Annotated in this window: 16 protein-coding genes and 1 pseudogene; 13 read left to right on the forward strand and 4 right to left on the reverse strand. The window is 64.8% G+C overall.

Annotated features, from left to right (window positions below):
- Together BHQ40_RS26230 and BHQ40_RS15380 are read left to right on the forward strand one after the other, a co-directional pair.
- Positions 1–780, forward strand: a pseudogene (locus tag BHQ40_RS26230) (ATP-binding protein); the annotation flags it as partial.
- Positions 781–783: 3 nt separating this feature from the next.
- Entirely contained in the window at positions 784–1,482 is a 699-nt protein-coding gene (locus BHQ40_RS15380; RefSeq protein WP_070156743.1) for an NAD-dependent deacylase, read from the forward strand.
- Positions 1,483–1,669: 187 nt separating this feature from the next.
- Here BHQ40_RS15380 and BHQ40_RS15385 read toward each other — a convergent pair whose 3' ends face one another.
- The 3 genes from BHQ40_RS15385 to BHQ40_RS15395 are packed head-to-tail and all read right to left on the reverse strand — an operon-like array spanning position 1,670 to position 4,552.
- The gene (locus BHQ40_RS15385) at positions 1,670–2,974 is read right to left on the reverse strand and encodes an MFS transporter (RefSeq protein ID WP_070156744.1); all 1,305 of its coding nucleotides are present in this window, start codon (positions 2,972–2,974) and stop codon (positions 1,670–1,672) included.
- A gap of 56 nt (positions 2,975–3,030) precedes the next feature.
- The gene (locus BHQ40_RS15390) at positions 3,031–4,029 is read right to left on the reverse strand and encodes a FecR family protein (protein ID WP_070156745.1); all 999 of its coding nucleotides are present in this window, start codon (positions 4,027–4,029) and stop codon (positions 3,031–3,033) included.
- Positions 3,950–4,552, reverse strand: a complete 603-nt coding sequence (locus BHQ40_RS15395) for a sigma-70 family RNA polymerase sigma factor (RefSeq protein WP_070156776.1) — start codon at positions 4,550–4,552, stop codon at positions 3,950–3,952. The genes BHQ40_RS15390 and BHQ40_RS15395 overlap by 80 nt, the downstream gene beginning before the upstream one ends.
- A gap of 283 nt (positions 4,553–4,835) precedes the next feature.
- On the opposite strand from BHQ40_RS15395, the gene BHQ40_RS15400 reads away from it, so the two are divergent.
- The 5 genes from BHQ40_RS15400 to BHQ40_RS15420 all read left to right on the forward strand — a co-directional run bounded on the left by BHQ40_RS15400 (position 4,836) and on the right by BHQ40_RS15420 (position 11,228).
- On the forward strand, positions 4,836–6,017 hold the full coding sequence (locus BHQ40_RS15400) for a glycosyltransferase (RefSeq protein WP_083276969.1): 1,182 nt from the start codon (positions 4,836–4,838) through the stop codon (positions 6,015–6,017).
- Positions 6,018–7,628 (forward strand): hypothetical protein, encoded by a 1,611-nt coding sequence (locus BHQ40_RS15405; RefSeq protein WP_070156746.1) that lies wholly within the window; start codon positions 6,018–6,020, stop codon positions 7,626–7,628. It abuts the gene before it with no gap.
- Between the two features lie 49 nt (positions 7,629–7,677).
- On the forward strand, positions 7,678–9,561 hold the full coding sequence (locus BHQ40_RS15410) for an ABC-F family ATP-binding cassette domain-containing protein (RefSeq protein WP_070156747.1): 1,884 nt from the start codon (positions 7,678–7,680) through the stop codon (positions 9,559–9,561).
- Positions 9,562–9,600: 39 nt separating this feature from the next.
- Positions 9,601–10,368 (forward strand): bestrophin-like domain, encoded by a 768-nt coding sequence (locus tag BHQ40_RS15415; RefSeq protein ID WP_070156748.1) that lies wholly within the window; start codon positions 9,601–9,603, stop codon positions 10,366–10,368.
- A gap of 212 nt (positions 10,369–10,580) precedes the next feature.
- Positions 10,581–11,228 (forward strand): hypothetical protein, encoded by a 648-nt coding sequence (locus BHQ40_RS15420; RefSeq protein WP_070156749.1) that lies wholly within the window; start codon positions 10,581–10,583, stop codon positions 11,226–11,228.
- Here the strand turns inward: BHQ40_RS15420 and queF are convergent, their stop codons facing one another.
- Positions 11,229–11,675, reverse strand: coding sequence for a preQ(1) synthase (gene queF / locus BHQ40_RS15425; RefSeq protein WP_070156750.1), 447 nt, complete (start codon positions 11,673–11,675; stop codon positions 11,229–11,231). It abuts the gene before it with no gap.
- Here queF and BHQ40_RS15430 point away from each other — a divergent pair.
- The 6 genes from BHQ40_RS15430 (at position 11,674) to BHQ40_RS15455 (ending at position 18,339) form a co-directional block, all read left to right on the forward strand.
- Entirely contained in the window at positions 11,674–12,993 is a 1,320-nt protein-coding gene (locus tag BHQ40_RS15430; RefSeq protein WP_070156751.1) for a hypothetical protein, read from the forward strand. The genes queF and BHQ40_RS15430 overlap by 2 nt on opposite strands.
- A gap of 78 nt (positions 12,994–13,071) precedes the next feature.
- Positions 13,072–13,914 carry a 3-mercaptopyruvate sulfurtransferase gene (gene sseA / locus BHQ40_RS15435; RefSeq protein WP_070156752.1) on the forward strand — a complete coding sequence of 281 codons (843 nt, stop codon included), beginning with the start codon at positions 13,072–13,074 and terminating at the stop codon, positions 13,912–13,914.
- Positions 13,911–15,155 (forward strand): cystathionine beta-lyase, encoded by a 1,245-nt coding sequence (gene metC, locus BHQ40_RS15440; RefSeq protein WP_070156753.1) that lies wholly within the window; start codon positions 13,911–13,913, stop codon positions 15,153–15,155. Before sseA ends, metC begins: the two co-directional genes overlap by 4 nt.
- A gap of 299 nt (positions 15,156–15,454) precedes the next feature.
- Entirely contained in the window at positions 15,455–16,201 is a 747-nt protein-coding gene (locus BHQ40_RS15445; protein ID WP_070156754.1) for a TorF family putative porin, read from the forward strand.
- A gap of 372 nt (positions 16,202–16,573) precedes the next feature.
- A complete protein-coding gene (locus BHQ40_RS15450; RefSeq protein WP_070156755.1) occupies positions 16,574–17,557 on the forward strand; it encodes a sterol desaturase family protein in 984 nt (327 codons plus the stop codon).
- 128 nt (positions 17,558–17,685) lie between these two features.
- Entirely contained in the window at positions 17,686–18,339 is a 654-nt protein-coding gene (locus tag BHQ40_RS15455; protein ID WP_070156756.1) for a hypothetical protein, read from the forward strand.
- The last annotated feature ends 315 nt before the right edge of the window (positions 18,340–18,654 follow it).

The following is an 18,654-nucleotide window of genomic DNA, read 5'->3' on the forward strand; positions in this document are numbered from 1 at the left end:
ATTCGCGACCTGGAGCGCGGCCGTTTCCTGGCGCTGGGTCCGGCGATCTGCCGCCGCCCGGTGTCCGTCAGGATCGGCGCGGTGCAGACCAGCACGCGCATGGGCACGCACAAGCTGATGCCGATGCCCGCCGCCGGGGCGGAGAATGTTCAGGCGATGCTGTTCGCCGACATGGAGGCGGACGCTCCGCCGCCACGCCCGGAACCAAGGCCGCAGCCGGTCGCCGCCGAAGATCTGATGCGCAGCATAGCCGGGCCGGACCTGTCGATCCCGTCGCCGGAACGCGATGCGCCGCAGCCGGAGCAGGAGGAGGTCGACGCCGCCGTCATCGCCGTATTGCAGGAGATGATCGCCGACCCGGCCAGCGCCTTCCAATCGTCGGCGGTGCTTTATCAGGATTTCACCGTGCGGTGCCGGATGCACCGGCTGACCCGCGTGCCGATGGACCTGCCCGCTTTCCGCCGCCGCTTTGCGATGGCGCGCGCGGGCATGTTCGACGCAAGCGATCCGCGCTGGGCCGATGCCCTGCGCGCGGCGGGGCCGCTGCCGGAAGATATGCTGGCTCCCTTCCTGCTGATCGCGCATGCGGCGATGGACGGCCGCTCCTGCCCCGACGACGACGCCCTCGCCCGCGCCTATGGCACCAGTTCACAGGGCCGCGTACGCCGCCTGATCGAATATATGGAAAAACAGGGCGTGATCGTCGCGCGCGTCGATTTCGGCGGACGGCGATCGATCGGCATCCCGGAACTTGGGCTGAGCACGGCAGCGGGAGAGTAAGCGGTGCACGACATCCGCAACATCGTCATCCTCACCGGCGCGGGGATTTCCGCAGAATCCGGCCTTGCCACCTTCCGCGGCCCGGACGGGCTGTGGGAGGGGCATCGGGTCGAAGATGTCTGCACGCCTGAAGCGTTGCGGCGCGATGCGGCGCTCGTCCATCGCTTCTATGACGAGCGGCGGGCGAAGCTGGCGGAGGTTGCGCCCAATGCCGCGCATGAGGCGCTGGCGGCGCTCGACCGGGCATGGCCCGGCGATCTGCTGATCGTGACGCAGAATGTCGACGACCTGCATGAACGGGCCGGGGCGAAGCGCTTGCTGCACATGCATGGCGAGTTGAAATCGGCCCTGTGCGCCGCGTGCGGGAAAGCGGCGGCGTGGGAGGCGGCGATGCCTCCAGGGTCGGTGTGCGGCGGATGCGGGAAGCCGCGCCTGCGGCCCGACATCGTGTTCTTCGGCGAGATGCCCTATGAAATGGACCGGATCGACGCGGCGCTGCGCGAAGCGGACCTGTTCGTATCGATCGGCACGTCCGGCGCCGTCTATCCGGCGGCGGGGTTTGTGCAGACCGCACGCTATGCCGGTGCGCGGACGCTGGAGCTGAACCTCGATCCTTCAGCGGGCAGCATCTATTTCCACGAGACGCGCATCGGCCCGGCCAGCGAGCTGGTGCCTGCTTTTGTGGCGGATTTATTGGCCTGATCCGCTCCATCTTCCGTTCGCCCTGAGCGAAGTCGAAACTTCAAACGAGTCCCGTGCCTCGTTTGAACCTGAGCGACTGCTGCAAGCAGGCAGTCGAAGGGGGTCCGACTGAGCCGAAGGCGAAGTCACTTCGCTCCGCTCGGTGGAAGGCTTCGACAAGCTCAGCCCGAACGGATGTGGGATCGCCCTACCCCAGATCCCGATCAATCAAGCTGTGCCGCCGCGTGTCGCGCATCCACAGATAGGCGATCAGGGACACGCCGATCATGCCGGTCACATACCAGTAGAAGGCAGGCTCCATCCCCTTGTTCTTCAGGAACAGGGCGACATATTCCGCCGTGCCGCCGAACAGCGCGTTGGCGACCGCATAGGGCAGCGCCACGCCCAGCGCGCGGATATGGGCGGGGAACAGCTCCGCCTTCACCACGGCATTGATCGACGTGTAGCCGCTGACGATGATGAGCGAGAGCATGACCAGTCCGAACGCCTCCAACGGGCTGCGCGCGGTTTCGAGCGAACGGAATATCCACACTGTGCAGAGCACCCCGGCGATGCCGAAGCCGACCATCATCGGCTTGCGCCCGACAATATCTGACAATGCGCCGAACAGGGGCTGCATCAGCATATAGAGGAACAGCGCGGCGGCCATGATCAGCGTCGCCGTCTCGATGCTGAAACCCGCGGTGTTGACCAGGAATTTCTGCATGTAGATGGAGTAGGCGTAGAAGGCGAGCGTGCCCCCGGCGGTCAGCGCTAGCACCAGAGCCGCCTGCCCCGGATAGAGCTTCACCAGCGCGAACATGCCGGACTTGGGTTGATCCTTGGCCTGCGCATGCTCGAAGGATTCCGTCTCCGCGAGCCGCCGCCGCAGATAATAGACGGAGATCGCCAGCACGCCCCCGATGGCGAAGGGAATGCGCCAGCCCCAGGCATGCAGGTCGTCCTTGTCCATCACCGCCTGCAGGATCAGCAATACGGCGAGCGCCACCTGCTGCCCCATGATCAGCGTCACATATTGGAAGCTGGAGAAGAAGCCGCGATGCCGGCTGCTCGCCATTTCGGAGAGATAGGTGGCGCTCGCGCCATATTCGCCGCCGATGCTGAGGCCCTGCATCAACCGGGCGAGCACCAGCAGGGCGGGCGCGCCATAACCGATGCTGTCATAACCCGGCGTCACCGCGATCAGCATCGATCCCGCGCACATCAGGGTGATGGAGAGGGTGAGGCCCGCCTTGCGCCCCCGCCGGTCGGCATAGACGCCCATGATCCACGCGCCGATCGGCCGCATCAGGAATCCGACGGCAAAGATGGCCCCGGTATTCAGAAGCTGGGCGGTGCGGTCCCCGGCCGGAAAGAAGATCGGCGCGAAATAGAGGGCAAAGGCGGAATAGACATACCAGTCATACCATTCGACCAGATTGCCGGCCGACCCGCCGAAGATCGCGAAGATGCGATTGCGTGGCTGCGTTGTCCCGCCGGCCTGGGTCGTCATCTTATGGGGTTCCACTCTCCTGCCCTGCCCCTCCATCGGGGCAGGTAAGCCGGCCGTCAATCCTGCGGCGCGCTATCGTCCCGGTAGAGCAGCATGATTGATCCATCCTGGCCCGTCACGGCGCGGATGGGGAGGCTGACCTGCAGCGCCGCCAGAAACTCCTTGCTTTCCGTGGTGCGGAAGCGCCCGCCGATGCGCAGGGCGGACACGCGCGCGTCACCGATCAACATCGGTTGAGTCCGGTACCGGTTGAACTCGGCGACCGCCTGATCGATGGTCTCGCCATCCAGCTCGACCATTTTTTCCCGCCACGCCATGCGCTGGTTGATGACATTCTTGCCCAGATGGGTGAGCAGGATGGTGCGCGGCCGGATGACCGCTCCGCTGCCCGCGCCCACCCGATGCGGCGTCGCCGGGCCGGAGCGGACCTGCACCGTGCCCTGCGTGACCGTCAGCTCGACCAGCGTCTGGCGCATGCGGACGTTGAATGCGGTGCCGACAGCGCGAATCATCGCCGACTGCGCCTCCACGTCGAACGGCCGGGCCTTGTCATGCGCAACGTCGAAGGAGGCTTCGCCGCGCACGATATGCACCTTGCGGCCCGTGTCGGTATAGCGGACCTCCGCCGTGGTGCCGCTGTTCAGATGCATGCGGGAGCCGTCGTCCAGAACGACGTCCTTCACCTCGCCGATTTCGGTGCTGTATTTGTCGACATCGTTCAGCGTGCGGATGGTGACGCCGACGGCCGCAAGAAAGACGAACATCGCGATCATCGCCGCGGCAAGCATGCGATTCGATATGCCGGATGTCGAAAATTCGATCTGCGGCGGCTCTACCAGATCGGGATGATCCTGCGCGCTCGCCTTCAGACGGTCGGCGCACTCCCACGCGGCTTCAGCGCGGGCAAAGGCAATGGCATGGGCGGGATTGCTGTCTATCCAGCGGCAAATAGCTTCGCGTTCAGCCTCGCTTGGATCAAGGCTGAGCAGCACGAGGAGCCGAGAGGCTTCCGCCTCTATCCGCTCCCTGTCCGTTGCTGGCTCCGACCCTTGCACGTCCGTAGTCCGTTTCCTCGCGTTCCGACCAGGCCCGCATAACCAGCCCGATTGCTTTGGCCAGATGTTTTTCAACAGTAGAAACGGACAGCATCATCTCGTCCGCTATTTCGGACATCGATTTTTCCTGAACGCGGCGCAGCAGGAACACGCGGCGGCACTGACCGGGCAGCGAATCGACGATGCCCTCAAGCTGGCGCAGCGCGTCGCGCGCGATCAGTTGCGATTCGGTGCTGCCATCGGCCTGGAGCAGGTCCAGATCGGCGATGGTTTCAAAACTGACGATCTTGTTGCGGCGCGCATTGTCGATGACGAGATTACGGGCGATGGTGAACAGGAAGGCGCGTCCAGCCGTGACATTCTGCCAGCTTTCCGTCGCATATGCGCGGGCCAGCACCTCCGCCACCATGTCATCCAGCTCATGATGCGACGGCAAAATGCGTCGCAGGCGCGAACGCAGCGCAGCCTCGTTCGGTAAGATGACAGCCTTGAACCAATCCAGTTTGGCGCGAACCCGTTCCACTGCGACCCCCTTGTCGTTGTGCCGCGCCTCTCCCGCAGTTTTTATGTCTGCCATATTACAATCATGGATTCGGATGGCTGTCCAGCGCCGCAAGACTTTTAAAATGTCATTTTGTGAATAGTTGCGCCAATGCCGCAGCCTGAAACATGGCCGCCGGGCCAATGGAGCGGCGCAGAAGTTTTTCCATTACAGACTCGTATCGCTGTCATCGCTGTCATATGACCCTTGCGCGCCAGCGCCGGCAATCCGGCGCGATTGGCGCTGCCGGGACGTGGGGGAAGGGATGGAAGGAGACTCGGCGCAGCGTGATTCCTCCACGCCGGACGACGCCCCCCTCACCCCCTTCATCCCCACCATCTCGATCATTTCCCCGGCCTATGACGAGCGGCCGAACATCATCCCGCTGACCGAGGCCATTTCCCGGACGATGGCGGGAATCGCGTGGGAACTCATCATCGTCGACGATGACAGTCCCGACGGCACGGCGCAGGAAGTGCTGAAGGCGGCGCAGGCGGGGTTCCCGGTGCGATGCATCCGCCGCATCGGCCGCAGGGGCCTGTCATCGGCGGTCGTCGAAGGCGCGCTGGCCTCCAACGCCGAATATATCGCGGTCATGGATGCGGACCTGCAGCATGACGAGAGCATCCTGCCGGACATGCTGCGCCTGTTGCAGGACGGGAAAGCCGATCTGGTCATCGGCAGCCGTCAGGAGGCGGAGGGCGGTTTCGGCGGATTTTCCGGCAAGCGGCAAAGGCTGAGCGACCTTGGCGCGCGCCTGTCGGCGCTGGTGATCGGCAGCGAGGTCAGCGATCCGATGAGCGGATATTTCGCGATGAAGCGCGATACCTTCCACGCCTGCATCTATGACCTGTCGCAACAGGGCTACAAGATTCTGCTCGACATTCTGACGTCCTCCCCCCGGCAACTGATCATCGCCGAAGTGCCCTACGCCTTCCGGTCGCGGTCGGAGGGCAAGAGCAAGCTGGACGTCATGATCCTGGCGGAATTTCTGTTCCTGTTGATCGAGAAGCTGACGCGCGGCCTCATCCCGCCGCGATTCGTCCTGTTCTGTCTAGTCGGCGGCCTGGGCCTGGTGTTCCATCTGCTGATCCTGCGAGTCATGTGGATGGCGGGGGCGGGCTTCATGTCCGCGCAGATCACGGCCTCCTATTGCGCGATGGCGCTGAACTATGTGGTCAACAACGCCGTCACCTACCGGTCGCAGCGGCTGAAGGGCTGGCGGTTCGTGCTGGGCTATTTTGTCTTTTCCGCCGTCTGCACCGTCGGCGCGGTCGCCAATATCGGCGTTGCCGACCTTGTGCTGGCCGGGGCGGGGAATAGCTGGCCGCTCGCCGGGATCGCCGGAGCGCTGATGGGCGCCGTGTTCAATTTCGGCGCGGCCACAAAACTGGTCTGGAGCCAGCGCCGCCGCCCACGCCCCGCCATCGTGAAGGCGATGGCGTAGATGCCGGACGGCGCGCCCGGCGGCTGGCGCAGGATCGCATCATCCCCCGCACCGATACTGGCCGCCATATTGGGGAGCGCGATCCCCATCCTGTCCGTCGCCCATCCGCCGGTGCTGGATTATCCCAACCATCTCGCGCGCATCTGGCTGCTGTCCGGCAAGGTGAACGAAGCGCCGCTTTCCGCGATGTACGCCGCGGACTGGTCGCAGGCGTCCACCAATATCGCAGTGGATTTCGTGGCGTCGTCCCTTGCCCGCATCATGCCCATCGGCGCGCTGAACCTGCTCCTGCTGCTGGCGATGTTCCTGGGTCCGCCGGTCGCGGCCATCCTGCTCAACCGCGCGCTCTGCCGCACATGGCATATCTGGCAGGCGGCCACCCTGTTTCTGGCATGGTCCACCACCGCCATTGCGGGCTTCCTGAATTTTCAGATCGGGCTGGCGGCGGCGCTGATATGCGCGGCGCTCCTTCTCCAGACCGTAGTGGCGCCGGCAAAGCGGATGTTCGCGCTGCACCTCGCATCGGCCGCATTGCTGCTGCTTATCCATCCGTTCGCGCTGCTTTTCTATGCGGCTCTGGGTTCCGGCCTGGCGCTTGGCGACCGGCCCGCCATGCCCCGGTCGGTGCGCGACCTGGCCCTGCCGGGACGGAAAGTGGCGGTGCTGGCGCTGGCCTGCATAGCGCCGCTGGCGGCGCTGTTCCTGTTTGCGCCGACACCGCCGGGCGTCCATGCGAACGGGACGAGCGCCATCCTCTGGTCATCGCCATCCAAGATGATCGATCCCCTGCGGATCGGAAAGGCGCTGGCATCCCCCATCCTCACCTATCGGGCGATGACCGACATCCTGTTTTTCCTGCCGCTGGCGATTTGCCTGGGCTGGGCGGTGGCGTCGCGCCGGGTGCGTTTTCATGGCGGTTTGCTGATCGCGGGCATCGCATTGGCCGCCCTCGCCTGCATCGCGCCGGAGGAAGTCGGCGACGCCTCTTGGATACAGAGGCGGCTCCCGCCGATGGCGTTCCTGACCTTTGCGGCGGCGATCATGCCCGTGCAGCGGCAGCGTGTAAGAGCCGACATCATCATCGCCGCCGTCATCGCCGCGACGGTGCTGCTGCGCATCGCATGGGTGGAGAGGGTCTGGACCGACAGGCAAGGCGACTTCACCCAGCTTGGCGAAGCGGCAAGGCGCATCCCGCCCGGCGCGGCGGTGATCGTCGTGCGGCCGGACTGGACCAGCGCGGCGCAATTTCCGCTGGGCCGCCTGATCGCGGGAAGCCCCGGCGCGCCCATCGAGACCGGAAGGCACGCCATCGCGCCCTTCGCCGTGCAGCGCGGCTTCTTCATCCCGACGCATTTCACCGTGCCGGGCCAGCAACCGCTGAGCGTCCGGCCCGCCTGGCGGTCGCGGTCGGTCTATGTCACCAGCATCCCCTATGCCAGCCATCTGGGCACCCGGAATCTCAAGGAACCCTATGTCCGCAACTGGCGCGCGGATTTCGACTATCTGCTGGTCATCAACGCTGACATGGGCGAACTTCCGGCGCGGGTGATCAGCCATGTGACGCCCCTGACCGGACAAGGTTTCGCGCGACTCTACCGGATCAGAAAATAGCCGCGCCGGTCATTCCGCATTGCAGCACTCTGTGCTATCGGCCCGCGCCATGCTGAATCTCAACGGAATCACGGTGCGCCTTGGCGGGCGTGTCATCCTCGACCGCGCGACCGCATCGCTGCCGCAGCGCAGCCGTGTCGGCCTTATCGGCCGCAACGGTGCGGGCAAGTCGACGCTGATGAAAGTGATGATCGGCCAGATCGATCCCGATGAGGGCGAGTGCGAGACGCCCCGCGCCGCGCGCGTCGGCTATCTGAAGCAGGATGCGCCGAGCGGCACCGCGACGCCGTTCGAAACCGTACTCGCCGCTGATGTCGAGCGCGACGCGCTGCTGGCCGAAAGCGAGACCTGCGAGGACCCGGACAGGCTCGGCGAGATCCACGAGCGGCTCAACACTATCGACGCCTATACCGCGCCCGCCCGCGCCGCGCGCATTCTGGTCGGCCTCGGTTTCGACGAGGAGATGCAGGGCCGCCCGCTCGACAGCTATTCGGGTGGGTGGAAGATGCGGGTGGCGCTCGCCGCCCTGTTGTTCTCGCAACCCGACCTGCTGCTGCTCGACGAACCGTCGAACCATCTCGACCTGGAAGCGACGCTGTGGCTGGAGAATTTCCTCAAAACCTACCGCGCGACCATCGTCGTCATCAGCCATGAGCGCGACCTGCTGAACAATGTGGTCGACCATATCCTGCATCTGGAGGGCGGCAAGATCACCCTCTATCCGGGCGGTTATGACGCATTCGAGCGCCAGCGCGCAGAACGCCTCGCCCAGTTGGCGGCGGCGGCAGAGAAGCAGGCGGCGCAGCGCGCCAAACTGCAGGATTATGTGGCCCGCAACTCCGCCCGCGCCTCCACGGCAAAGCAGGCGCAGTCGCGCGCCAAGGCGCTGGCGAAGATGCAGCCCATCGCCGCCGCGATGGAGGACCCGACCCTGTCCTTCGCCTTCCCCAGCCCGCCCGAACTGCGCCCGCCGCTGGTGACGCTGGACATGGCGAGCGTCGGCTATGACGAGACGCCGATCCTGAAGCGCCTCAATCTGCGCATCGACCCGGACGACCGGATCGCGCTGCTCGGCCGCAACGGCAATGGCAAGACCACGCTCGCCCGCCTGATCGCCGCGCAACTTCCGCCGATGGAAGGGGCGATGAATAGCTCCAACAAGATGAAGGTCGGTTATTTCACCCAATATCAGGTGGAGGAACTGGACACGCGCGACACGCCGCTGGAGCATATGACGCGCCAGATGAAGGGCGCGACGCCGGGCGCGGTGCGTGCACAGCTTGGCCGCTTCGGCTTTTCCGGCGACCGCGCGATCCAGAAGGTGGGCAGCCTGTCAGGCGGCGAGCGCGCGCGGCTGGCGCTGGCGCTGATCACCCGCGATGCGCCGAACATGCTGATCCTCGACGAACCGACCAACCATCTGGACGTCGATTCCCGCGAGGCGCTGGTGCAGGCGCTCAACGACTATGACGGCGCGGTGGTGGTCGTCAGCCATGACCGTCACATGATCGAACTGGTCGCCGACCGGCTGGTGCTGGTCGATGGCGGTACGGCCGCCGAATATGCGGGTACGCTCGACGACTATACCGACCTCATCCTGCGCAAGGGCGGCGAGAACAGCGCGGGCAGCGGCGGCGATGCGCCCAAGACGGATCGCAAGGCCGACCGGAAGGCTGCGGCGGAAGCGCGCGAGAAGAACAAGGTGCTGCGCATCGCCGTCCATGACGCGGAAAAGGCGATGGAGAAGCTGACCGCAGAACGCAGCCGCATCGACCGCGCCATGTTCGACCCCGCCTCCGCCGGTCCGCAGGAAAAGGACCTGACAATGGGCGAACTGATGCGCCGCCGGGGCGATGTGGAGAAAAAGCTGGAGGCCGCAGAGGCCCGCTGGATGGAGGCGACAGAGGCGCTGGAGAGCGGCATGGCCGCGTGATAGTGTCGCTATCCTGACGGTCGACGGGGGGATGAGACAATGTCATGGTTTGAAAGCGCGCCGCTGCCTCTTGTCGCGTTCGTCATCTTCGTTGCATTTATCGCGGCGTTCGAACTGGGCTATCGCGGGCATGGCTGGCTGAAAGCCGATCGGGGCACCGGACGCAACGAAGGGCCGGACTATCTGCTCTCGGCGGTGCTCGGCCTTCTCGCCCTGCTGCTGGGCTTTACTTTTTCGATGGCGCTCAGCCGGTACGATGCGCGGCGCGATCTGGTAGTGCAAGAAGCGAATGCGATTGGCACGGTTTGGCTGCGCGCGCAATTGCTGAAAGAACCCGCGCGCGGGGCGCTGCGCCGCGAGCTTCCGGCCTATGTCGATACCCGCCTCGCCTGGTCGGAGAGTGCAGCCAGCGACCAGACGGCATTCAGCGCGACGACCGCCAGCCAGCAGCAATTATGGTCGGCGACCGGCGTCGCCATGCGTGGCGACTCCTCCGCGCTTCTGTCGCGTGGCCTGATGGATTCGGTGAACCAGGCGTTCGACATAGCATCCGCGCGGGCGGCGGCCCGGTCGGCGCATGTCCCGCAACGGGTGATGTCGGTGCTGATGCTCTACGCCATGCTGTCGGTGGTGATGCTGGGTTATATTCAGGCGGCGGGCGGACGCGCGCATCGCGTGGCGACGACATTGCTGCTCGTCCTGCTCACGCTCGCGCTGGTCGTGATCCTTGACCTTGACCGGCCACGGGACGGCGCGATCGAGGTTTCGCAACAGCCGCTGGAGGATCTGCGCGCCAGCATGCGGTGATGAGCAGCCTTTCCCAAAACTGTGCCTTTTTGGCGCGTTTACAGTTAGATACAAAGCCGACACTAACGAGATGACAGCCGGCGCTATCGGGCGTTCCTGGGGAACAGGGAGTCATGATGGGGCATCATCCACAATTGGGATTGGCCGGATATGAGCCGCTTCGGTCAAAGCGTCAGGCCCAAGCTCCCGCTTCATCTCCGGTCCGACGGGTTATGCCGCAACAGGCGGAACGGTCCGTCATCGGGCTTGGCGGCCGCCTCTCCTATCTGTTCGGCCGCGTCTGCAGCCGCATCCCCGGCATCGCCTATGTCCGTCACCGGATTGTGGCGGTGGATATTCACACCATGCCGCCCATGCCGCGCGGCTATTACGCGCGCCTGATCGGGCCGGGTGAGCTGGCCGGGCATCGCATCGATGCCTGCGCTGCGGTGCAGGCGGAGCGGTTCGCCGCCGGGATGCTGTGCCTGGGCGCGTTCAACAGCCGGGATGCGCTGGTCGGCGTGACCTGGCTCGATATGGAGACGCATGACGAGAGGGTGCTGGGCGTCCGCTTTCGCCTGCCCGCCCATGCGGCATGGGATGGCGGGCTGTGGATCGATGAGGAACGCAGGCTGAGCCGCGCCTTCGTCGCGCTATGGGCGGGCATCCGATGCTGGCTGGACGAACAGGGCCTGCGCCAGTCGATCAGCAGCATCGCAGATTATAACGCCGCATCACTGGCAGCGCATCGCAGCCTTGGCGCCCGCGTGATCGGCCATGTCGCCGTGCTGCGGGTTGGTGGCTACCAGTTGACCTTTGGCGGAAAAGGCGGCCGCGCGCGCCTGACCCGCGCCGGAGTTCGGCCCGAGATCAGGCTGTAATCACCCCCGCCCGCGATAGGTGGGCACGTCCTGCGGCGGCAGCCACAGTCCGGCGGGCGGCTCCCCCGATTGCCAGAACACGTCGATGGGTATGCCGCCGCGCGGATACCAATAGCCGCCGATGCGCAGCCATAGCGGCTTCATCTCCGAAAACAGCCGCTCTCCGATGCCGACGGTGCAATCCTCATGGAACGCCGCATGGTTGCGGAATGCGCCCAGGAATAGTTTGAACGACTTGGATTCGACGATCGTGTCGCCCGGCGCATAGTCGAGCACGAGGTGCGCAAAGTCCGGCTGGCCGGTCACCGGACAGAGAGAGGTGAACTCCGGCGAGGTGAGGCGCACCAGATAAGGCTTGCCGGGACGGGGGTTGGGAACATAATCGAGCACCGCTTCCGCCGGGCTGGCGGGCAGCGTGCTTGTCTGGCCAAGATGGATAGGAGTCATGGGCGCTCATCTAGTGTATCGCACGGCGAATGTCATCGCCCGCCGCCATTCATCGGCGGTTAAGCGCATGACGCGCCTTCGCCATGCCATCATGGGGAGCAGACATCTATTATTGGCGGCGGGGGTCGCGATCGCTTTCGGTCCGGCGATGGCGCAGGACGCCGCCCCCACCCAGCCGCCGCCTCCCGGCAGCCTGCAGGGTTTCCAGCTCGATCCTTCCCGCGACACGAGCAAGCCGCGCCCGCCGGAGCGCGAAGGGCCGGAGATAGAGAGCCGCCCCGCTGCACCACTCCCGGCTCCCGCGCCAGCCGTCACCCAGCCGCCGCCGGTCAGCCGCACGGTTCAGCCCACGCCCACGCCTTCCCCTGCGGCGCAACAGCCCGCGCGCCAGCGGGAGCCGCAGCAATCCGCGCCGCAAACGCGCGGGGCGGCGGCTGCGCCCATGGCCCAGCAACCCGCACCGGCCGAAACTGCGCCAGCCCAGCCTGCGCCAGTCACGTCTGCACCCTTGGAAACGCCTCCGCCGACGGCCGCTGAGCCGGCCGCGCCGGAAATCCAGCTCCCGGCCGGCAATGTGGCGGAAACCGCCGCCGTCCCTGCCGAAACGCCGTCCAGTTCCACCCTGCCGTGGATCATCGCCGCACTGGCGGTGGCCGGGATCGCGGCGCTGACCTTGGTCCTGCGCCGCCGGAAAAGGCCCGCCGAAGATTTTGCGGAGCCGGACATCGCCCCGGAAACCGCCGCGCGCTCCGGTGATATACCCCCATCCTCCGCCGACACGCCGGAGGCCGCCGCGCCTGTTCAACCCGCCCGTCCCAGCGCCGCCCTGGCCATCGAGTTCCACCCGCTTGGCGCGCGCCACACCCTGATCGGGGCGGCGGTCGGCTATCGCATCATCCTGCATAATGAGGGCGAGGTCGCGGCGGAGAATGTCGCCATCGCAACCATGATCGCCAATGCCGACGCGCGGCAGGAACAGGAACTGGCCGGTTTCTTCGCCCGGCCGGTGCATGCGCCCAGCCATTCGGCGGATCGGATCGAGCCTGGCTTTTCCGTGGAATTTACCGGCGAGCTGCGTCTGGCCAGCGATGCGATCGTGCCGATCAAGGTGCGCGACCGGGCGCTGCTGATCCCCTTGGTCGCCTTCAGCGCCCATTATGGCTGGGACGGCGGCAATGGCTACAGCGCCGCCGCCTTCATCGTGGGCGAGGAAAGCGATCCTCCCCGCGAACGCATGGCCCCCTTCCGCATCGATCAGGGGCCGAGGCAATATCGCTCCGTCGGCAGCCGGGCCGCCCGCACCGCGCTTGTCGGCTGACATGGCTGGTTGAATCGCGCGCACCCGCTTCCCTCCCGGCTTTTCGCGCATTAAGGGGGGTGCCAAAGGGAGTTGGGCATGGAATTGCTGGTATCGACGGAATGGCTTGCGGGGGAATTGGGCGCGAGCGACCTGCGCGTGGTCGACGCGACATTGTTCTTGCCCGGAAGCGACCGCGATCCGGCGAAGGAATATGAGGCCGGACATATCCCCGGCGCCTTCTTCCTAAACCTGCCCGAACTGATCGACAGCAACGATCCGCGGCCCGGCATGCTGCCCCCGCCGGAAAAATTCGCCAGCCGCATGCAGGCGCTCGGCCTGGGCGATGGCAGCCGCGTCGTCGTCTACGACAACAGCCCGCTGCGCACCTCCGCCCGCGCCTGGTGGATGTTCCATGTGTTCGGCGCGCATAATGTCGCGATCCTCGACGGCGGCCTGCCGAAATGGGTGGCGGAGAAGCGCGAGCTGGAAACCGGCCGCCCAAAGACCCGTCATCGCCACTTCACCGTGTGGAAGGACGAATCGATGGTCCGCACGAAGGCGGACATGATCGCCAACCTGAAGTCGAAGGCGGCACAAGTCGTCGACGCGCGCAGCATGAGCCGCTTTACCGGCGAGGACCCGGAACCGCGCGCGGGCATGGCGTCGGGTCATATCCCCGGTTCCGTCTGCCTGCCCTACAGCCGCCTGTTCAACGCCGACAATAGCTGGAAGCGCGGCCATGAGCTTCGCGGCCTGTTCCATGAGGCGGGGATCGACCTCAACCGTCCGCTGATCGCGACCTGCGGCAGCGGCGTGACGGCGGCCGACATCCTGTTCGCCGCCCGCCTGCTCGGTAAGGAGGACGTGACCCTCTATGACGGAAGCTGGGGCGAGTGGGGCGCGGATGCGGACACGCCAAAGGCCACAGGCGGCGCATGAATGAGGGCGGCGAAGGCGAAGGGGAAAGCGAGGGTATCGGACGCCCCGCTCCACGCCCTCTGACCCATCTGGCGCAGGCCGGACGCCGCGCCGAATGGACCAGCATGCCGGGCCAGCCGGGCGGCATCGTCAACCCGCCGGTCTGGCGCGCCTCGACCATCCTCTATGATGATGTCGCGCATCTGAAGGCGGCATCCGGCCGCGATCCGCATGAGCGGCTATTCTATGGGCGCAAGGGCACGCCGACCGCCTGGTCGCTGGCCGATGCGCTGACGTCGATGGAGCCGGGCGCCAAGGGCACGATGCTGTTCCCGTCCGGCGTCGCGGCCATCGCCTGCTCCCTGATGGCAGTGCTGAAGCCCGGCGACCAGTTGCTAATGGTCGACGCCGCCTATGACCCGACGCGCGGCTTCTGCGAACGGATGCTGAAGCCGCTGGGGATCGAGACGATCTATTATGATCCCACGATCGGCGCGGACATCGCCACCCTGTTCACGGACAGGACGAAGGCGATCTTCCTGGAAAGCCCCGGCAGCCTGACGTTCGAGGTGCAGGATATCCCCGCCATCACGGCGCTGGCGAGGGCGCGGGGCATCGTCACGCTGATGGACAATACCTGGGCGACGCCGCTCTATTTCCAGGCGCTGGCCAAGGGCGTCGATATCTCCATCGTCGCCTGCACCAAATATATTGTCGGCCATAGCGATGTGATGATCGGGTCCGCGACCGCCACGCCGGAGCTGTGGCCCGCCCTGCGCAGCAGCGCCTATCTGTTCGGACAGATGACCAGCCCCGACGACGCCTGGCTCGCCGCGCGCGGGCTGCGCACCCTTGGCGTGCGGCTGGCGCAGCATCAGGCGGGTGCCTTGCAGGTCGCGCAATGGCTGGCCGACCGGCCGGAAGTGGCGCGCGTGCTGCACCCCGCTTTGCCCGGCTGTCCCGGCCATGACATCTGGCTGCGCGACTTTTCCGGCTCCACCGGCCTGTTCACCTTCATCCTGAATGGCGGCGACGACAAGGCGCGCGCCGCCCTGATCGACGGGCTTGCGCATTTCGGCATCGGCTATAGCTGGGGCGGGTTTGAAAGCCTGGCTCTGCCGGTCGACCCGGCGCGCTATCGCAGCGCAACGCGCTGGGAAGCGGAAGGCCCCGCCATCCGCCTGCACATCGGCCTGGAGGACCCCGCCGACCTGATCGCAGACCTTGACGCTGGCCTCGCCAGATTTCGTGCATCCGCCTGAAAATCAGGCGTTCCCAATATGATGGTTAACGGACGCGCAATTATGCTGCGCGCCTGCGCCGTATAAATATCAGCGGACGGAAATTATCGTTTTTCCGGCCTGCGGGAGAGCTGCAAATTGTTGCATAGCAGCAACATATAGAAATCAAACAGACAATGAGAGCCATAAATTTCTTGTGCGCTGCCACATGGCAGAGCATTGGGATGCCGTTGCCGATCACGCAGTCCCGCCCGGAAAGGGTCGAGAGACGAGGATCGTAACGCAGGTGGGACGACCGCACGAACCATAAGGGGAATATCATGCGTAAGTCCGTACTCGGCCTCTCGGCCGTCCTTCTTTCCACGCTCGCCGCAGCGCCGGCATTCGCACAGGATGAGCCGACACCGGCCGTCACTGTCACTGCAAACGCCGCCGTCGTCAGCGACTATCGCTTCCGCGGCATCTCTCAGACCAATAAGCGCTTCGCGCTACAGGGCGGCATCACCGTCACCCATGAATCGGGCTTTTACGTCTCGACCTGGGGCTCTTCCATTGACGATTATGTCGCCGTCGGCAGCGACCAGGAACTCGACCTGATCGCCGGTTTCTCCAAGACGGTCGGCGCTGCGACGTTCGACGTCGGCGTGCTCTATTACTACTATCCCGGTTCGGGCGGCGCCAACACCGACTTCTTCGAACCCTATGCTTCGATCAAGGGCACTTTCGGCCCGGCGACAGCCAAGCTGACCGCCAACTATGCGCCCAAGTCCAGCGCTTTGACGCTCGACGGCGTGACCAAAGAAGACAATCTCTATGTCGCTGGCGACTTGGCAGCCACGCTGCCTGATACGCCCGTCGGGTTCACCGCGCATCTCGGCCGCAACTTCGGCCGGAGCTTCCTGACCGGTGGCTATGATGGATATACCGACTGGAACGTCGGCGCGACCTATACATGGAATCACCTGACCTTCGGCGTCAGCTATGTGGACACCGACAAAACCTTCGTGTCGAGCAACCGTAACATCGGCAAGGCCGGTGTGGTCGCATCGATCACCGCCGCCTTCTGATCCGCTTTCATGGCAGGAACAGGGTCGCGATCCTCCGGGTTCGCGGCCCTTTTCTTTTGGGCGGCCGGACTGGCGAAGCCGGGAATATCGGCGGGGCGGGCAGGATATGTCTGCGGCCTGCGCCCTACAGGAGTCGCGCGCCCATGCGTCGCGCGATTCGGCGCTGTGACGGGACCCCGGCGCTCACCCCCCTTCTTAACCATGCCCCGTTCCGCGCACTGAATGGCGGGCGGAGGGGAAAATCCGCCTATTTTCCAGTAAAGACGGGGGATCGCTGCACTATTGCTGTAGACAGGGCGCGCATTATGATATTACGTTAGCGAAAATTAGTATTACCGGAGAGGGCGACCAGATATTGCAGGGGCAGGCGATATGGATGGAGTTCGCGTAGGTAAAAGGGTGATCGGCGCGCAGGCGCCCGTAACCATCGGCTGGGAAAACATCCCCAGGGTGCAAGGCGGCCCGGTGAGGCAGTTCATCTTCACCTGGTTCCAGCCCACCATGCTGTTCGCGCTGATCGCCTTCTGGTATTACGCGCCCAACTCCATCGCCAAGGCATCGACAGCCATCGGCATCGGCATCGGCTTCCGTGTGCTGCTGCTCGCGCTCGAATGGGTGAACCCGCGTTTCGATAGCTGGCGCCTGACCTGGAAGGAGCTGGTCACCGACCTGTTCTATGTCGGGCTTGGCTATACAGTGCTCCGCCTGGTCGACGGCTTTATCGGCGACGGCGCGATGATCGAGGCCATTCAGCATTCCCTTAACTGGGAAAAATTCATGTGGTTCATGGCCCTGCCGCTGCTGGTGCAGGCGTTCCTGATCTCGTTCATCTTCGATTTCGGCCAATATTGGATGCATCGCGGCATGCATAATTGGTATCCGCTGTGGCTGACCCACGCGCCGCATCACTTCATCACACAGCTCAACATCAACAAGGGCGCGGTCGGCAACCCGGTCGAACTGTTTCTGATCGGCCTGGGCATTGGCGGCTTCTTCGACTTCCTGCCGCGCGCTGCATTGCTGGCGGGCACCTTCGGCCTGGCGGTCGCGAGCTATCAGCATATCAATGTCCGCTTCAACTCGCCCCGCTGGTGGCGTTTCCTCTTCAACACCACCGAGCATCACAGCCTGCACCATTCGCAGGATTATGAGGCCACGCGCAGCAATTATGCCGGTACCTGGGTCATCATCGACCGCATGTTCGGCACCTGCGTCGATGGCGAGGCGGAGCTGCTGGGCATGGAGGGCGGACGCAGGATGTCGATCCGCGAGACGATGCACTATCCCTTCACCGAGGGGTGGAAGACGATCAGGGAAAAATTCGGCAGGCCAGTGGCGGCGGTGCCGGCCGAGTGATCGCCCGGCTTCGCCCGCACATCTCCTTTCGTCCATTCGCACTATTCAGGTTGGGACCGCCATGGGCGGCCCCGATTGAGCCTTAGCGCCCGGAACGGCCGCGAAAGGCGCTCTCAAAGGGAAATCATGTGAGCCTGCGCTTCATCGACTGGATCTGGCATATCCGGGGCAGCCTGGCGCTTGCCCCCGGGCAATCGAGCGATGACGCCTTTAACCGGCTCGATCCCCTGTTCCGCCAACCCAATACCAGCCACGAACGGACGGGCGATGCGCTGACCTTCAACAAGAAGGATCAGGCCGCGCAGGACAAGATGTCCATTTTCGACGATGGCGTGCTGCGGATCGAAAAGGGCGCGGCCGGGTCTGTGCTGCGCTATGACCTGACGAGCCGGGCGTTGCTATACTGCTTTCTCGCGCCGCTGCTGTTTCTGGGCTTTGCGCAACTGACCATCGCCGTGGGCAATTTCCAGAAGCCGTCCGCCGAAGCGGCGGAAAAGGCGAAGAAGGAAGAAAAGAAGAAAGCGGAACTGCCGCAGCATTGGATCGACAAGGCCCTGGGCGCGCCCGCGCCCGAAAAACCCAAGAAGGATGACGAGGACAAGAAGAAGGGCGAGAAGGGAAAAGGCAAAGACAAGGATAAAGAGAAGGAGAAGGATGAGAAGCCTTCCCCGACGCCCGCCTATGTCTTTGCGGCGATATTCGCCACGCTCTATGTCGCCGGGCGCATCCTGGAGGACAGGCTGATCAAGGCGCTGTTCAAGAGGCGCTTGTTGAAGCCATAGGCCATTTGCCGGTCGCACGGGGAGGGTCGGCGCGGGGGATTGGGTGAAAAGCGGAACCTCTGCTTTTTGCCGCCATCCCGAATAGCTGCCGTCATCCCGGACGTGATCCGGGATCCATGAGCGCAAGCTTCTGTGCAGTCATGTTTAGGGGGAGCCAATGGATCCCGCATCAGGTGCGGGATGACGGAGCGGGGGTGATTAGGGGACGGTCAGCTATTAAATCCTCCGCTTTAAGGGGAGGTGGCATTCCGGAGGAATGACGGAGGGGTGCCGCCCTCACGATAGCGCGACACCCCTCCACCAGCTTCGCTGGTC

The sequence above is a fragment of the Sphingobium phenoxybenzoativorans genome (assembly GCF_001757355.1).
GTDB lineage: Bacteria > Pseudomonadota > Alphaproteobacteria > Sphingomonadales > Sphingomonadaceae > Sphingobium > Sphingobium phenoxybenzoativorans.

What these genes read in the sequence shown, in the direction of transcription:
- BHQ40_RS15385 (WP_070156744.1), bottom strand. Translation starts at nt 2,974, where the DNA reads ATGACGACCCAGGCCGGCGGGACAACGCAGCCACGCAATCGCATCTTC.
- BHQ40_RS15400 (WP_083276969.1), top strand. Translation starts at nt 4,836, where the DNA reads ATGGAAGGAGACTCGGCGCAGCGTGATTCCTCCACGCCGGACGACGCC.
- BHQ40_RS15405 (WP_070156746.1), top strand. Translation starts at nt 6,018, where the DNA reads ATGCCGGACGGCGCGCCCGGCGGCTGGCGCAGGATCGCATCATCCCCC.
- BHQ40_RS15410 (WP_070156747.1), top strand. Translation starts at nt 7,678, where the DNA reads ATGCTGAATCTCAACGGAATCACGGTGCGCCTTGGCGGGCGTGTCATC.
- BHQ40_RS15415 (WP_070156748.1), top strand. Translation starts at nt 9,601, where the DNA reads ATGTCATGGTTTGAAAGCGCGCCGCTGCCTCTTGTCGCGTTCGTCATC.
- BHQ40_RS15420 (WP_070156749.1), top strand. Translation starts at nt 10,581, where the DNA reads ATGCCGCAACAGGCGGAACGGTCCGTCATCGGGCTTGGCGGCCGCCTC.
- BHQ40_RS15430 (WP_070156751.1), top strand. Translation starts at nt 11,674, where the DNA reads ATGGGCGCTCATCTAGTGTATCGCACGGCGAATGTCATCGCCCGCCGC.
- queF (WP_070156750.1), bottom strand. Translation starts at nt 11,675, where the DNA reads ATGACTCCTATCCATCTTGGCCAGACAAGCACGCTGCCCGCCAGCCCG.
- sseA (WP_070156752.1), top strand. Translation starts at nt 13,072, where the DNA reads ATGGAATTGCTGGTATCGACGGAATGGCTTGCGGGGGAATTGGGCGCG.
- metC (WP_070156753.1), top strand. Translation starts at nt 13,911, where the DNA reads ATGAATGAGGGCGGCGAAGGCGAAGGGGAAAGCGAGGGTATCGGACGC.
- BHQ40_RS15445 (WP_070156754.1), top strand. Translation starts at nt 15,455, where the DNA reads ATGCGTAAGTCCGTACTCGGCCTCTCGGCCGTCCTTCTTTCCACGCTC.
- BHQ40_RS15450 (WP_070156755.1), top strand. Translation starts at nt 16,574, where the DNA reads ATGGATGGAGTTCGCGTAGGTAAAAGGGTGATCGGCGCGCAGGCGCCC.